Source organism: Ferranicluibacter rubi, assembly GCF_011603255.1.
Lineage (GTDB): Bacteria > Pseudomonadota > Alphaproteobacteria > Rhizobiales > Rhizobiaceae > Ferranicluibacter > Ferranicluibacter rubi.
The window spans coordinates 89,169-104,258 of the sequence record NZ_JAANCM010000002.1 but is presented as its reverse complement, the minus strand read 5'-3'; the positions used below and the strand labels follow the sequence as shown (position 1 = coordinate 104,258).

The following is a 15,090-nucleotide window of genomic DNA, read 5'->3' as shown; positions in this document are numbered from 1 at the left end:
CGCGAATGATCGCTGCCGGCCGACGGAGCCGGTCCCGCGGCGGGACCTCGTCGCGTCTGCCCCGATGGCTGCAGCCACATCCGGGCTGCCCGAGGGCTCTTCCAGGTCCGGATGAACAGACCGGCCTCCTGGCAGGACCAGAACCGGCGTCACCGGGATGAGCGGGCGGGCTGCTTTCGCGCCCGCCGCACCCGTTCGTTCAGACTAGGCGATTAAGCCTGGGCCTTCTCGATGAACTTGACGGCGTCGCCGACGGTCAGGATCGAATCGGCAGCGTCGTCCGGAATTTCAACGCCGAATTCTTCTTCGAAGGCCATGACCAGTTCGACCGTGTCGAGCGAGTCCGCGCCGAGATCGTCGATGAAGCTTGCGCCTTCAGTTACCTTTTCGGCATCGACGCCAAGATGATCAATGACAATTTTCTTTACGCGTTCTGCGATGTCGCTCATGTCGGATTCCTCGACCTTCGTTTTCTCTTTATCAGGGGCGCCCGAAAGCGTTCCCTTGCCAAAGCCTGTTAAACCACTGCGGTTCAACCGGCAATCTTTCAAACCGGGAGAGCCCGGACGGGCTCCAGCGAGCCGGCATCCGCGTCTTCTCCGTGATCCGTTCGGACCGTGCGGCAAAGGGCGAAAGCCCCGCGCCGTCCAGACCACTACGGCCCGATTAACACGGTTTAACGGCCGCGCAAAGTCCGAATTTGGGACGCCAATCCTTGCTCAACAAGCATTTACGGGCAATTTCGCTACCCGCGATCGGTCCTTCCCGCACCCGACTCAGATCATCGCCATGCCACCATTGACGTGGATCGTCTGGCCGGTGACGTAAGCGGCCTCGTTGGACGCGAGATAGGCGACGGCGCTTGCCACCTCGGCACCGGTGCCCATGCGCTTCATCGGGATGGCCCCCATGATGGCGTCCTTCTGCTTGTCGTTCAGCTTGCCGGTCATCGCGCTTTCGATGAAGCCCGGGGCGACACAGTTGACCGTCACGTTGCGGGTCGCGATTTCCTGGGCCAGCGACTTGGAAAAGCCGATCATGCCGGCCTTGGCGGCGCAATAGTTCGCCTGCCCCGGATTTCCGGTGACGCCGACGATGGAAGTGATGTTGATGATGCGGCCATGGCGGCGGCGCATCATCGGGTGGGTCAGCTCGCGGGTCAGACGGAACACGGCGGTCAGGTTGACCTCCAGTACGGCATCCCAGTCGGCATCGCTCATGCGGACGAACAGGCCGTCCTTGGTGATGCCTGCATTGTTGACGAGAATGTCGACGCCGCCGAGTTCGCTCTCGGCCTTTTCGCCCAGCGCCTTCACGGCGTCCCGATCCGACAGGTTGGCCGGGAACAGGTGCACGCGCTCGCCGAGCGCATTGCCGAGTTCTTCCAGCTTTTCGACGCGGGTACCGTGCAGACCGACGGTCGCGCCCTGCGCATGCAGGATACGGGCAATTTCTTCGCCGATGCCGCCGGAGGCGCCGGTCACCAAGGCTTTACGGCCTGTCAGGTCGAGCATGATCATCTTCCTTTATCTTCGATTCCCTAAGGCGGCGTCTCAGCCGACGTCGGGATCACCTGCCCGCAACCGCGAGCGTTCAGAGCACAGCCGCGAGAACGGCCTCGATATCGGCCGGCGAATTGACCGCAAGCCCCGTGACGGATTTGTCGATGCGGCGTGCGAGCCCGGTCAGGACCTTGCCGGAACCGACCTCGTAGAGGGTCGTCACACGATTTGCGCCGAACCATTCCACGGTTTCGCGCCAGCGCACCTGTCCCGTCACCTGCTCGACCAGGAGATCGACGATCTCGTCGGCCGAGGTGACCGGAGCGGCACGCACGTTGGCGATGAGCGGCACCACGGGATCGCGGCGCTCGACCTTGGCCAGCGCCTCGCGCATGGCATCGGCTGCCGGCGCCATCAGAGCCGAATGGAACGGAGCGGACACAGGCAGGATGATGGCGCGCTTCGCACCGTTCTCGCTTGCCTGCTTGGCGGCCTTTTCCACGGCTTGCCTGTCGCCGGAAATCACGATCTGCCCGCCGCCATTGTCGTTGGCGATCTGGCAGGGGCCGATCTCCGACATTTCGGCACAGAGCGCCTGGACGGCGTCATGATCGAGCCCGATGATCGCCGCCATCGCGCCCTTGCCCACGGGCACGGCCGCCTGCATGGCATTGCCGCGAATCCGCAGGAGGCGGGCGGTATCGCCCAGCGAGAAGGTGCCGGCGGCGCAGAGGGCCGAATATTCGCCGAGCGAGTGGCCGGCGACGAAATCGACATGCTTTGCGAGATCGAGCCCGCGCGCTTCCAGAACCCGGATCGCCGCGACCGAGACGGCCATCAGTGCCGGCTGTGCATTCGCCGTCAGCGTCAGCTGATCCTCCGGCCCGTTCCACATCACATCGGACAGCTTCTCGCCCAGCGCATCGTCAACCTCGGCAAAAACCGCGGACGCTTCGGGAAAAGCCTCCGCCAGATCCCGCCCCATGCCAACCGCCTGACTGCCCTGCCCCGGAAACGTAAACGCGATCGCCATGAGGAACCTCCTGAATTTTTGGCTTCTCCATTCACATTAAGGCTCTGGAAGTCAAGCAGCGAGGGGAAACGGCATTGCGGAAGCACGACCTCGTGAAGGAATCGCGAGACTTCGACGGGGTCTTCCGAAGCGCTTGACCTTGCCTCCATGCCGATTATGTTGCGTCGCAGCAGGGGCGCCAGCCTCTTTCGTGGATCACAAGGGGCCGGGTCTCCGGTCGCGTTCGACAAGGTCATTCCTTCATGCAGTACAAACAACTCGGCCGCACCGGCATCGAGGTCTCCACCATTTGCCTGGGGACCATGACGTGGGGATCGCAGAACACGCAGGACGAGGCTTTCGCCCAGCTCGACGCCTCGGTCGAGGCCGGGGTGAACTTCATTGACACGGCGGAGCTTTATCCGACGACGCCACTGTCGGAAGAGACCTATGGCGGGACCGAGCGGATCATCGGAAACTGGATGGCGGAGCGCGGCAACCGCGACCGGATCGTGCTCGCGACGAAGATCGCCGGGTCGGGTCGCAACTACATTCGCGGCGGCGGGCCGATGACGGCGGACAGCATCGCGACGGCGCTCGACGCCAGCCTGCAGCGGCTGCAGACGGATCATGTCGATCTCTACCAGCTGCACTGGCCGAACCGCGGACATTATCACTTCCGCAATTCTTGGAGCTACGATCCGAGCAAGCAGGACACCGACAAGGTGGTCGAGGATCTCGGCGCGCTGCTGCATGCGCTGGATGCACAGGTGAAGGCGGGCAAGATCCGGGCGATCGGCGTCTCCAACGATACGGTCTGGGGCACGCAGAAGCTGCTCGATCTCGCCGAGCGCCACGGGCTGACACGCGTCGCCTCCGCGCAGAACGAGTACAATCTTCTGTATCGCCCGCATGATCTCGACTTTGCCGAGCTGTCGCATCACGAATCGGTCGGGCTTCTTGCCTACTCTCCGCTTGCTGCCGGCCTTCTGTCGGGCAAATATATCGGTGGATCGCGGCCGGATGGCAGCCGCCTGTCGATCAATGGCGATCTCGGCGGTCGCTTCACACCGCATCAGGAGCCGGCCGTCGAGGCCTATGTGGCGCTCGCCCGCGACCACGGCATCGACCCATCGCAGCTGGCGCTCGCCTTCGTGCTCGCGCGCCCCTTCACGACCTCCGCCATCATCGGCGCGACGTCGATGGAGCAGTTGGAGATCAATCTCGGCGCCGCCGATCTCGTGCTGACACCGGAACTGGTCAACGGCATTCGCCGGATCCACCGCCTCTACCCGATGCCGATCTGATCGGCATCCTGCGCCCACGTTAACAGCGCGCTCTCGATACGTGGATCTCCGGTCTTGCAATTCCGGAGAATCCGCGTATAAGCCGCCGTGTTCGAAACACCCGGTTATCTGGCTGGTGGCTGAACGGAGGGCCGGCGCTCTTGTAGTGCCTGTCGGGATCCTGAAGGGATCCAGCCTCCCGTGTCTCCGCTCTCGACCGTCTCGAAACAACACTTTCTTGCCGGCGCTCGCGCGTCTTTAAGAACAGTCGTTGAGGCTTAGCGCCGTTGCCGGGTGACGTTAAACGCAAGAAAGGTAAGCCAATCATGGCTCTCTATGAACATGTGTTCCTGGCCCGCCAGGACGTGTCCGCACAGCAGGTCGAAGCCCTCGTCGAACAGTACAAGGGTGTGATCGAAGCCAATGGCGGCAAGGTCGGCCGGGTGGAAAACTGGGGCCTCAAGTCCCTCACCTACCGTATCGCCAAGAACCGCAAGGCTCACTACGTCCTCATGGACATCGATGCTCCGGCACCGGCCGTCCACGAAGTCGAGCGCCAGATGCGCATTAACGAAGACGTTCTTCGCTACATGACCATCGCTGTCGAAAAGCATGAAGACGGCCCGTCCGCCATGATGCAGAAGCGCGACCGCGACGACCGTCCGCGCCGTGACGGCGACCGTCCGGACCGTGGCTTCGGCGACCGTCCGCGCCGCGATGGCGACCGTGAAGACCGTCCGCGCCGTCCGCGCGAAGACCGCGTTTAAGATCGAAGGGATTATAGACAATGGCTGACATCTCCTCCGCTCCGGCACGCCGCCCCTTCCATCGCCGCCGCAAGACCTGCCCCTTCTCGGGCGCAAACGCTCCGCGGATCGACTACAAGGACGTACGCCTCCTGCAGCGCTACATTTCCGAGCGCGGCAAGATCGTACCTTCGCGCATCACCGCCGTTTCCCAGAAGAAGCAGCGCGAACTGGCCCAGGCCATCAAGCGCGCCCGTTTCCTCGGCCTCCTGCCCTACGTTCTTTCGTAAGTCAGGCTTTTATTGACGAAAGCGGCCGATCCCGGATCGGCCGCTTTCTCCCTTCCGCGATGGGCGCGGATCGGACCTGAGCGCTTCGAGCGCCAAAACCCATGTTGGGGACGTCAAGTCCTCTAACTGCCGAAGAGCAGGACAGCGACACGTGACAGCCATCAACAGGACATCGTTGCTCACCGGCATTCTGGCCGGCGTTACCGCCGCGTTCCTGTCGTTCGGCGCAACCACGCCCTCCTCGCTCGCCATCGTTCTCTATGCCGCCTCTGCGCTGCCGATCCTGATCGCCGGGCTCGGCTGGGGCAATGCGGCTGCCATCGTCGCCGTCGTCGTTGCGGGTTTTCTTGCGGCCATTGCCGTCTCTCCTTATTTCGCGCTGCTTATTCTCGTCGTCACGCTCATCCCCGCCGCTTGGCTGTCGCATCTGGCAAACCTTGCGCGGCCGGCAAGCGAGATCGGCGGCCCCGACGACGCCATGGCGTGGTATCCGCTCTCCGATATCCTCACCCATCTTTCCGGGCTCGTTGCCGGGGGCATGCTGATCATCGGCGTCGTGCTTGGCTACAGCACGGAAACCGCGGCCGGCATGGTCGATATGGTTATCGAAGCGCTGAAGAGCCAGGAACCGACCTACAATCCGGATCCCGCCGCTCTCGCGCAGATCAAGGCCGTCTTCAGCGTCGCGCTGCCGATGGTTCAGGGTGCGCTCTGGGTATTGATGTTGTTTGCGGCCTATTACACGGCAACGCGCATCGTACAGATGTCCGGTCGCAGCCTGCGTCCCCGCGAGGATATTCCCTCGACGTTGCGGATGCATCGCTTCGCCATCTTCGCCTTTCTCGGCGGGCTTGTGCTGACCTTTGCCGGTGGTGCGGCGGGTGCCGTGGGTGCTCTCGTCTGCGGCACGTTCGGCGCCGGCTTCCTGCTCTCCGGCTTCGCCGTCTTCCACTTCCGCACCCGCGGCAAGTCCTGGCGGCTACCGGTGCTGTGGCTCGGCTACCTCTCCGTGCTGCTCTTCACCATTCCCGCCTTCTTCTTCCTCCTGTCGGGCCTCATGGACACACGCCGAGCGATCGCGCTGTCTCCGGGAAAGCCGACGGGAAAGACGCCTGAATAAACTCAAGAAACCTGATACCTGAAAGGACAAAACCATGGATGTCATTCTTCTCGAACGCGTAGCAAAGCTCGGCCAGATGGGCGAAACGGTCAAGGTCAAGGACGGCTTTGCCCGTAACTACCTGCTGCCGCTCGGCAAGGCGCTGCGCGCCAATGCCGGCAACAAGGCCCGTTTCGAAAGCGAGCGCGCAACGCTCGAAGCCCGCAACCTCGAGCGCAAGTCGGAAGCCCAGGCGGTTGCCGAACAGCTCGACGGCAAGAGCTTTAACGTCGTTCGCTCCGCCGGCGAAACCGGCCAGCTCTACGGTTCGGTCGCGGCTCGCGACGTTGCCGAAGTGGTTGCTGCCGAAGGCTTCAACGTCGGCCGTAACCAGGTCGACCTGAACAACCCGATCAAGTCGATCGGCCTGCACCCGGTCAAGATCCACCTGCATGCCGAAGTCGAGATCACGGTCACGATGAACGTTGCCCGTTCGGCCGACGAAGCCGAGCGCCAGGCCAAGGGTGAAAACCTCAACTCCGCCGATGCCATCTACGGCGTCGACGAAGATGCCCTGCGTCCGGAAGACTTCTTCAACCCGGAAGCCGAATTCGACAACGACGAAGAATAAGCCTTCGCGAATCGATCATGACAAAGGCCCCGGAGCGTTCGCCGCTCCGGGGCCTTTGTCGTTTCAGCCATGCCTTATTATGACGCCGTCACTCGGCGTCTGCGATCTTCGCATCGGGATCGAGCGACTTGTCGATGCGCACGACGACCGACAGGCCGGGGGCGAGCCGTTCGGCCGCCGCCTGGCCCGGGTCGATGGAGATGCGGACACCGACGCGCTGGGCGATCTTGGTGAAGTTGCCCGTAGCGTTGTCGGGACGGATGACGCTGAACTCGGAGCCGGCGGCCGGCGAGAAGCGCTGCACATGACCGGTCAGCCTCTGGTGCTCCAGCGCATCGACCGAGAAGGTGACAGGCTGGCCGACCTTCATGCCGTCAAGCTGGGTTTCCTTGTAGTTGGCAACCACCCAAAGCTCGCTCGGCACCACCGACATCAGCTGGGTTCCGGCCGTCACATATTGTCCGAGACGAACGCCGACTTCGCCGAGATGCCCGTCGCGGGGCGCACGGATAGCGGTATTTGCAAGGTCGATCTCCGCAAGCTCGACGGACGCTTCAGCGCCCGCCACGGCGGCCTGCAGGGAACCGCGGTTGACGATGATGGTGGCGAGCGCCTGGCGGTTGACCTCGACCGCGGCCTCGGCCTGCGCTTCCGCCGCTTTTGCCTGCTCGAATGTCGCCTGCGCCGACTCGACCTCGCTGGTGGAGGCAACGCTGCGCGCCGCCAGCTGGTTCACGCGTTCGGAGGCCAGCTCCGCCCTGCGCAAGGCGGCTTTCGCCCCGAGAACCTGCGCATCGCTGGAGGCGATGCTGGCCTTGGCGGAGGCTTCCTGCTGGCGCGAATTGTCGAGCGCCGCCTTCTGTCCGGCAAGCGTCGCGCGAGCTTGCGCCACCTTCTGCTGGTAGATGCGATCGTCGATGCGGGCGAGCACGTCGCCTTCCTTCACCGCCTGATAATCGCGAACGGGAACCTCCACCACATAGCCCGCGACCTGCGGGCTCATGATGGTGACGTAGCCTTTGACATAGGCGTTGTCCGTGGTTTCCACCGAGGTCACGAAGGGCGGCAACCGCCAGGCATAGAGCACCAGCAGGACGCCGATGACGCCGGCGAGGAGGACGAGGATGGTAACGGGAGAGCGGGTGAACTTGGACATGGTGGACTCTGTTTGAAGGCGGCTTCAATGAAAGGATGTTGAAATCAGGCCAGGACGGCTGCCGGGTCGGAAGAGGCGACCAGACGGCGCCAGATCAGGTGACTGACGAGAATGGCGAGCGAAATCGCACAGCCGATAAAGATGACGAAGAACGCATCGTTATAGGCGAGCACATAGGCCTCGCGACTGACCTGTTGTGTCAGAAGCTGCAGTCCCTCGGCATTCAGAAGCGTCTTGTCGGTGATGACTTTGCCGTAAGAGCCGGCCAGCTGCGTCACGCGGTTGGCGACCAGCGGGTCCGACAGCATGATCTGCTCGGCCAGAAGGTTGGAGTGGAATTTCTCGCGAATGGTGACGAAGGTGCCGAGCGCGGCCGAGGCCATCAAGCTGCCGAGGCTCTGGGTGAACAGGAAGATAACGATGAAATTGACGACGTAGATGGGTCCCTTGGCGAGTGCTGCGCCGAAACCCGTCGTCATCACCGGTGGCAGGAACATCGCGGCGCCCGCCGCCACCAGAGCTTGACTCAGATACATCTGCTCCGGCCGGGTCAGGTTGGTCGACTGGCTGTCGAGCCAGGCACCGGCGCCGATGAGAAGCAGCGCGATGACATGGGCGAGATCGAGCTGTTTCTTCACCATGAGGAAGGTGCAGAACAGCCCCGCTGCGACCGAGGCCGCGAGCACGATCGCATAGAGCAGCATCGTCTGGTCGTTTAGCAGGCCGATCTGCTGATAGAAGCCCGAGACCGTCGTCGTCTGCTCGGAGGAGACGGTGCGAAACAGGATCAGGACACCGGCCATGTGGATGTTCGGCCAGGAGAAGATCCAGCGCAGGTCGAGCATCGGCTGTGACCGGTTGATCTCGATGGCGACGAAGACCGAGAGCAGGCCGATGGCGCAGGCCAGAAGCACGCCGAGCCAAGGCGCCTCGAACCACCAGTAGAAGCGCCCGAGCGACAGGAGGATGGCGAGACAGCCGAAGCCGCCCGCGAGGATGAGATAGCTGAAGATATCGAGCGTTTGGATGACTTTCGCACGGGGCGGGGCTGTGACCGGCAACAGGTAGATGAAGGGCAGCGCGATCAGCGCCAGCGCCACCTCGAACGTATAGAGCGCACGCCAGCCGCCATATTCCATCAGCGCCGGCGAGATGATGCGCGCGAGGGGCGCCGACAGCAGCGTGTTCATGACCGCGAGGCTGAGGCCCATGGAAAGTTTCTTCGCCGGCGGAAACGCCTCCAGCATGTAGAGAATGCCGATGGTGGAGAGCGGCGCGGCCGCGACGCCGTTGACGAAGCGGATGATCAACGCGGAATGCAGGTCGGACACGAAGAGATTGGCGAAAGCCGCAAAGACGAAGCAGAGGATGCCGAGTTCGGCAAAACGGCGCAGGCCGTATTGCGTGCGGATCTTGAAGAGCGCGACCGATAGGCTGGCATAGGGCGCCATATAGGCCGCCGACAGCCAGGCGAGTTCGTTGACGGTCGCCGAGAAGGCGCCCTGAAGCTGGTAGAGATTGGCGTTCAAAAGGTTCATGCCGAGGCCCTGCGTCAGGAACATCAGCACGGATGTGAACATGTAGAGCGAGGCGCGCCCGCGCGAGATGTGCACGGCTGGCTGCGGTATGGTTGCCGGCTGTGTGGGGGCTGGCATCTCGGGCTCGGAAGCCGGCCGGTTCTCTATCGAGGACGTGATGGTGCTGGTCACGAGACGCTCTCCCGCCCGATCAGGATCATGTTGTCCGCCATCGCCGTCATAACCGCGAGCGCGGTCTCCTTGTCCTGAAGACTGACGCCGGAGAGGAGGTCTGCGCGGATGCCGCAGGCGATGACCTCGATCTCCTCAGCCAGCGCCCGCCCCATCGGCGTCATGTGGATCTGCTTGGCGCGCCGGTCGGACTTTTCCACCCGGCGCTCGATGAAGCCCTGCGCCTCCATGCCGTCCAGAAGCCGCACGATCGTGGGCGTCTCGATCGCCAGCTCTTCGGCAAGCTCGCGCTGGTTCAGTCCGTCACGACGCGACAGCGCGAACAGCGCGCGGGCCCGCGACAGGGTCAGCCCGCGCTCCTTGACCTTGGCATCGAAGACGGCGCGCAGCTTCCGGTTCACGGATTGCAGGGCATCGAACAAAGCGCGATTTGCGAGATCGGTCAACTGCTACTCTTTCCATAATAGTAGTGTACTAACTATGTGTGGTCGAAGTAATACAGAGCGTCGGCCATTTCAAGCCGTCATCGGGCTGTCCACCGCATTTCATGCGGCGGTCGTTTGGCGTATCCTGCCGAAACGATTCGCTGCCGTGGCATATCCGGTGGCCGGTCAAGCAGAGATGGCGCAGACGGGACCGATTTCCACCGTACCCTCCCTGCGGCTGTGGAGAGCGGTAACAGGCGGCCCCATCGCTTGACACCGTGTCCCGATCAGCCAATCACAGGCCCTCAAGCGGTACAGACGAGAGATGACGATGAATGAAGCAGCGCGCAGAGTGGCGGCGATGAGCCAACAGCCCATGGAACCCCAGTACCGGGAAGCTCCGAGCAATATCGAGGCGGAACAGGCCCTGCTCGGCGCGATCCTCGTTAACAACGACGCCTTCTACCGCGTCTCGGACTTCCTGAAGCCGGTGCACCTGCACGAGCCGCTGCACCGCAAGATCTACGAGGTCGCAGGCGACATCATTCGCATGGGCAAAACCGCCCATCCCGTGACCGTGAAGACGTTCCTTGCCCCCGACCAGAAGGTCGGCGACATGACGATTTCGCAGTATCTGGCACAGCTCGCCGCAAATGCCGTGACGATCATCAATGCCGAGGATTACGGCCGGGCGATCTACGATCTGGCGCTGCGCCGCTCGCTGATCACCATCGGCGAGGACATGGTCAACATCGCCTTCGACGCGCCCTTGGACATGCCGCCGCAGGGGCAGATCGAGGATGCCGAACGACGCCTGTTCGAGCTGGCCGAAACCGGCCGCTACGACGGCGGCTTCCAGGCGTTCAACGACGCCGTGGCGCTGGCGATCGACATGGCCGGCCAGGCCTTCGAGCGCGACGGCCACCTGTCGGGCATCTCCACCGGCATCCACTCGCTCGACGGCAAGATGGGCGGCCTGCAGCGCTCCGACTTGATCGTGCTCGCCGGACGTCCCGGCATGGGCAAGACCTCGCTCGCCACCAACATCGCCTACAATATCGCGGCCTCCTACGAGCCCGAGATCCAGGCGGACGGCTCGTACAAGGCGAAGAATGGCGGCGTCGTCGGGTTCTATTCGCTCGAAATGTCGTCCGAACAGCTGGCGACGCGTATCATCTCCGAGCAGACGGAAGTCTCCTCCTCCAAGATCCGCCGCGGCGAAATCACCGAGCACGACTTCGAAAAGCTGGTCGCCTGCGCCCAGATGATGCAGAAGGTGCCGCTCTATATCGACCAGACCGGTGGTATCTCGATCGCCCAGCTTTCCGCGCGTGCACGCCGCCTCAAGCGCCAGCGGGGGCTCGATTGCCTCGTGGTGGACTATATCCAGCTGATGACGGGTGCCGGCAAATCCGGAGAGAACCGCGTGCAGGAAATCACCCAGATCACGACGGGCCTGAAAGCGCTCGGCAAGGAGCTGAACGTTCCGATCATCGCGCTGTCCCAGCTGTCGCGTGCGGTGGAAAGCCGCGAAGACAAGCGCCCGCAACTCTCCGACCTTCGCGAATCGGGCTCGATCGAGCAGGACGCCGACGTCGTGCTCTTCGTGTTCCGCGAGGAATACTATGTGAAGAACATGGAGCCGCGCGACGAGTTCGACCCGAAATACGAGGAATGGAAGCAGACCTTCGAGAAGGTGAAGGGCACCGCCGACGTCATCATCGCCAAGCAGCGCCACGGACCGACCGGCACGGTAAAACTCGCCTTCCAGTCCGAATTCACCCGCTTCACCGACCTCGCCGACCCCTCGTTCACGCAGTACGAGGAGCATTGATCGGGATGGGGGATGGCGCTATCTCGCTGAGGTGAGCGAGGCCTGAGAGTGTGTCCGCATTCAATGGGCTCGCTCCCCGCAAACTTCCGAGGGTATCATGGACGACGTCTTTTCCGCTGCGGCGAACCGCCTGACCATCGACCTGCAGGCGCTGGCCGATAACTGGCGCCAGATGAAGGCGCGGTCGGGACGTGCGCGGGCGGCGGCCGTGCTGAAGGCCGATGCCTATGGGATCGGGATCGAGGCGGCGGCGGAGACGCTTTACAGGGCCGGGGCGCGGGATTTCTTCGTAGCGAATGCCGAAGAGGGTGTCGACCTCCGCCCGCTGGTGCCCGAGGGCCGCATCTATGTGCTCGCCGGCCTCTGGCCCGGCATCGAGCCGCTGTTCTTCGAAAACGGGCTGGTGCCCGTCATCAATTCCGAGGAGCAGCTCGCCTTCTTCATGGCCGCCCTTTCCGAGCATGGCGATCACCCTTGCGTGCTGCATGTGGACACCGGCATGAACCGGCTCGGCCTTTCCATGGAAGAAGCGATGGCGCTCGCCTCCGACCCGGCGCGCCCGGCAAGCTTCTCGCCGATGCTGGTCATGAGCCACCTCGCCTGCGCCGACGACCCCGCGCACCCGCTTAACGCGCGGCAGCTCGCGGCCTTCCGCGAGGTCAGCACGGCCTTCGAGGGCGTCGAGGCGAGCCTTGCCAATTCCGCGGGCGTTCATCTCGGGCCGGACTATCATTTCGACCTCACCCGCCCGGGCATCGCCACCTATGGCGGCGAGGCAGTCAACGGAATGGCCAACCCGATGACGCCGGTCGTGACCGCGGAGGCGCGGATCATCCAGGTGCGGTCGGTTGCGGAGGGCGGTTCGGCGAGCTACGGCGCCACCGCCGCCTTTGCCCGCGACAGCCGCATCGCCATCGCTTCGGTCGGCTATGCCGATGGCTACCACCGCTCGGTTTCCGGCAGCGGCGTCGCCCTGCGGCAGGCGGCACCCTCCGGCGCTTATGGCTTCCTGCATGGCCGCAGGATTCCCCATGTCGGCCGCGTCACCATGGATCTCAGCCTGTTCGACGTGACGGACCTGCCGGAAAATGCCGTGCGTGCAGGCGATTACATCGAACTCTTCGGACGCAACATCGCGCTCGACGACGTCGCGCGGGCTGGTGGAACCATCGGCTACGAACTGCTGACAAGCCTCGGCCACCGCTACGATCGCGCCTATCGCGAGGCCGACGAGGAAGTTTGACGCGGCATCTTGGAATGCCGTTTGAGATACGCTAGAAGAGAACAAAGGGAGATCAGAATGACTGACATCCATTTGAGCGACGAAGATTGCGCCTTCATCGAAGGGCAGCTGCAGATGGGTGCCTATCGCACCGCCGACGATGTGATCCGTGCCGGACTTCAGGTTCTGCGGGAAGAGGACGAGGAACTGCGGCGCCTCATCAAGATCGGCGAGGACGGTATCGAGGCAGGGCGGTACGTCACGTTCGAGAAGGTTGGCGACCTGAAGAAACATATCCTCGCACTCGCACGGAAACGACAAGATGCTCGCTCGGCGCCTGAACATGAGCCGTCGCGCACTGAAAGACCTGGCGGACGCCTTTGAGTACATTGCAGAAGAGAACCCGGTCGCAGCCGACGCTTTCATAACCGACCTGACGGATCACATCGAAAGGATGGCAGGCCTCGGCCTCATCGGCACCAGCCGCGACATCGTTCTCGGTCTGCGGTATTTCGTCTATCGCGAGCGCCGCATCTATTTTTTCGTCACTGAAACAGACCTCAACGTCCTGCGCGTCCTTCACGGACGCCGGACCATCTTCGCCTCAACTTTTACCGAAAGCGATACCGACTGAATGGCCAAGGCCAGAACGAATTTCATCTGCCAGAATTGCGGCACCGTCACCTCCCGCTGGGTGGGAAAGTGCGAGGGCTGCGGACAGTGGAACACCATCGTCGAGGAGGACCCGCTGGGCGGCATCGGCGGCGGGCCGGGCAAGACGCCGAAGAAGGGGCGTCCCGTGGCGCTCACCACCCTTTCCGGCGAGACGGAGGATGCGCCGCGCATCACGACCGGTATCTCGGAGTTCGACCGGGCGCTCGGCGGCGGCTTCGTGCGCGGGTCGGCGGTGCTGATCGGCGGCGATCCGGGCATCGGCAAATCCACGGTTCTCATGCAGGCGGCGGCAGCTCTTTCGCGCAACGGCCATCGTATCATCTATGTCTCGGGCGAAGAAGCCGTGGCGCAGGTGCGGCTGCGGGCCCAGCGGCTCGGCGCTGCGGATACCGACGTGCTGCTGGCCGCCGAGACCAATGTCGAGGACATCCTCGCGACGGTGTCGGAGGGCAAGCGACCGGATCTCTTCATCGTCGATTCCATTCAGACGCTGTGGAGCGACGTCGTCGATTCGGCGCCGGGCACGGTGACGCAGGTTCGCACCGGCGTGCAGGCGATGATCCGCTTCGCCAAGCAGACCGGCGCCACCGTCGTGCTCGTCGGCCACGTCACCAAGGAAGGCCAGATCGCCGGTCCGCGTGTGGTTGAGCACATGGTCGATGCCGTCCTCTATTTCGAGGGCGACCGTGGGCATCATTACCGCATTCTGCGCACGGTAAAGAACCGCTTCGGGCCGACGGACGAGATCGGCGTGTTCGAGATGTCGGACAAGGGCCTGCGCGAGGTCACCAATCCCTCAGAGCTTTTCCTCGGCGAGCGCAATGCGAAATCGCCGGGTGCTGCCGTGTTCGCCGGCATGGAAGGCACGCGGCCGGTGCTGGTGGAAGTGCAGGCACTGGTGGCGCCGACCTCGCTCGGAACGCCACGCCGCGCTGTGGTGGGTTGGGATTCAGCGCGGCTGTCGATGATTCTCGCGGTGCTGGAAGCCCATTGTGGCGTGCGGCTCGGGCAGCACGACGTCTACCTCAACGTGGCCGGCGGATACCGTATCGCGGAGCCCGCGGCGGACCTTGCCGTGGCTTCCGCACTGGTTTCCTCGCTTGCCGGTCTTGCCCTTCCCACCGATTGCGTTTATTTCGGCGAAATCAGCCTGTCCGGGGCCATCCGGCCGGTTGCGCATACGGCCCAGCGCCTGAAGGAATCCGAGAAACTCGGCTTCTCGCAAGCTGTCCTGCCTTCCGCCTCCCCCGATCTGCCCAAGGGCTCGGGGATGGTGTGGAGCGAGATGGAGAGCCTGCCGGATCTGGTCGCGCGCATCGCCGGTGCCAAGGGTGCTCTGCGCCAGACGGATGAGGACGACTGACCGGACGGCGGGACACCGCAAGACGGTCGCTCGGCCACGGCCCGATAATCTCGGGCCAAAGCATATCGGGACACGGCCGCCGTTTCGGTATAGATGCTGCGTCCGGTTCCGCGAGAGATCGGAGCCGGGTTCACGTGCGA

Annotated in this window: 16 protein-coding genes; 10 read left to right on the top strand and 6 right to left on the bottom strand. The window is 63.5% G+C overall.

What is annotated here, in order from left to right:
- Window positions 1-212: 212 nt before the first annotated feature.
- From G8E10_RS04335 to fabD, 3 genes are all read right to left on the bottom strand, one after another.
- Window positions 213-449, bottom strand: coding sequence for an acyl carrier protein (locus G8E10_RS04335; RefSeq protein WP_062468856.1), 237 nt, complete (start codon window positions 447-449; stop codon window positions 213-215).
- A 327-nt stretch (window positions 450-776) separates the two neighbouring features.
- Window positions 777-1,514: a 3-oxoacyl-[acyl-carrier-protein] reductase gene (gene fabG / locus G8E10_RS04330; protein WP_062594962.1), complete on the bottom strand. Its 738-nt coding sequence runs from the start codon at window positions 1,512-1,514 to the stop codon at window positions 777-779.
- 79 nt (window positions 1,515-1,593) lie between these two features.
- Window positions 1,594-2,535, bottom strand: coding sequence for an ACP S-malonyltransferase (gene fabD, locus G8E10_RS04325; RefSeq protein WP_167127316.1), 942 nt, complete (start codon window positions 2,533-2,535; stop codon window positions 1,594-1,596).
- A gap of 242 nt (window positions 2,536-2,777) precedes the next feature.
- Between fabD and G8E10_RS04320 the strand changes: the two genes are divergently transcribed.
- The 5 genes from G8E10_RS04320 (at window position 2,778) to rplI (ending at window position 6,566) form a co-directional block, all read left to right on the top strand.
- Window positions 2,778-3,821: an aldo/keto reductase gene (locus G8E10_RS04320; protein ID WP_167127313.1), complete on the top strand. Its 1,044-nt coding sequence runs from the start codon at window positions 2,778-2,780 to the stop codon at window positions 3,819-3,821.
- 305 nt (window positions 3,822-4,126) lie between these two features.
- Complete coding sequence (rpsF, locus tag G8E10_RS04315; RefSeq protein WP_092933040.1) at window positions 4,127-4,567, top strand: 30S ribosomal protein S6; 441 nt, start codon at window positions 4,127-4,129, stop codon at window positions 4,565-4,567.
- Between the two features lie 20 nt (window positions 4,568-4,587).
- Complete coding sequence (rpsR, locus tag G8E10_RS04310; protein ID WP_062468866.1) at window positions 4,588-4,836, top strand: 30S ribosomal protein S18; 249 nt, start codon at window positions 4,588-4,590, stop codon at window positions 4,834-4,836.
- A 151-nt stretch (window positions 4,837-4,987) separates the two neighbouring features.
- The gene (locus G8E10_RS04305) at window positions 4,988-5,956 is read left to right on the top strand and encodes a DUF2232 domain-containing protein (protein ID WP_132446844.1); all 969 of its coding nucleotides are present in this window, start codon (window positions 4,988-4,990) and stop codon (window positions 5,954-5,956) included.
- 34 nt (window positions 5,957-5,990) lie between these two features.
- A complete protein-coding gene (gene rplI / locus G8E10_RS04300; RefSeq protein ID WP_110726460.1) occupies window positions 5,991-6,566 on the top strand; it encodes a 50S ribosomal protein L9 in 576 nt (191 codons plus the stop codon).
- An 88-nt stretch (window positions 6,567-6,654) separates the two neighbouring features.
- Here rplI and G8E10_RS04295 read toward each other — a convergent pair whose 3' ends face one another.
- Genes G8E10_RS04295 through G8E10_RS04285 form a run of 3 tightly spaced genes read right to left on the bottom strand, consistent with a single transcriptional unit; the run spans window position 6,655 to window position 9,877 of the window.
- Complete coding sequence (locus tag G8E10_RS04295) at window positions 6,655-7,722, bottom strand: HlyD family secretion protein (protein ID WP_167127310.1); 1,068 nt, start codon at window positions 7,720-7,722, stop codon at window positions 6,655-6,657.
- A gap of 44 nt (window positions 7,723-7,766) precedes the next feature.
- Window positions 7,767-9,377 carry an MFS transporter gene (locus tag G8E10_RS04290; protein ID WP_167127998.1) on the bottom strand — a complete coding sequence of 537 codons (1,611 nt, stop codon included), beginning with the start codon at window positions 9,375-9,377 and terminating at the stop codon, window positions 7,767-7,769.
- 50 nt (window positions 9,378-9,427) lie between these two features.
- The gene (locus G8E10_RS04285) at window positions 9,428-9,877 is read right to left on the bottom strand and encodes a MarR family winged helix-turn-helix transcriptional regulator (RefSeq protein ID WP_110726462.1); all 450 of its coding nucleotides are present in this window, start codon (window positions 9,875-9,877) and stop codon (window positions 9,428-9,430) included.
- Between the two features lie 310 nt (window positions 9,878-10,187).
- Between G8E10_RS04285 and G8E10_RS04280 the strand changes: the two genes are divergently transcribed.
- The 5 genes from G8E10_RS04280 (at window position 10,188) to radA (ending at window position 14,950) form a co-directional block, all read left to right on the top strand.
- Window positions 10,188-11,690 (top strand): replicative DNA helicase, encoded by a 1,503-nt coding sequence (locus tag G8E10_RS04280; protein ID WP_110727725.1) that lies wholly within the window; start codon window positions 10,188-10,190, stop codon window positions 11,688-11,690.
- A 97-nt stretch (window positions 11,691-11,787) separates the two neighbouring features.
- Window positions 11,788-12,933 (top strand): alanine racemase, encoded by a 1,146-nt coding sequence (gene alr / locus G8E10_RS04275; protein ID WP_167127307.1) that lies wholly within the window; start codon window positions 11,788-11,790, stop codon window positions 12,931-12,933.
- 57 nt (window positions 12,934-12,990) lie between these two features.
- Window positions 12,991-13,296 (top strand): type II toxin-antitoxin system ParD family antitoxin, encoded by a 306-nt coding sequence (locus G8E10_RS04270; RefSeq protein WP_132663537.1) that lies wholly within the window; start codon window positions 12,991-12,993, stop codon window positions 13,294-13,296.
- Window positions 13,256-13,546, top strand: a complete 291-nt coding sequence (locus G8E10_RS04265) for a type II toxin-antitoxin system RelE/ParE family toxin (protein WP_165929748.1) — start codon at window positions 13,256-13,258, stop codon at window positions 13,544-13,546. The genes G8E10_RS04270 and G8E10_RS04265 overlap by 41 nt, the downstream gene beginning before the upstream one ends.
- Window positions 13,547-14,950 carry a DNA repair protein RadA gene (radA, locus tag G8E10_RS04260; RefSeq protein WP_110799661.1) on the top strand — a complete coding sequence of 468 codons (1,404 nt, stop codon included), beginning with the start codon at window positions 13,547-13,549 and terminating at the stop codon, window positions 14,948-14,950.
- Window positions 14,951-15,090: the final 140 nt, after the last annotated feature.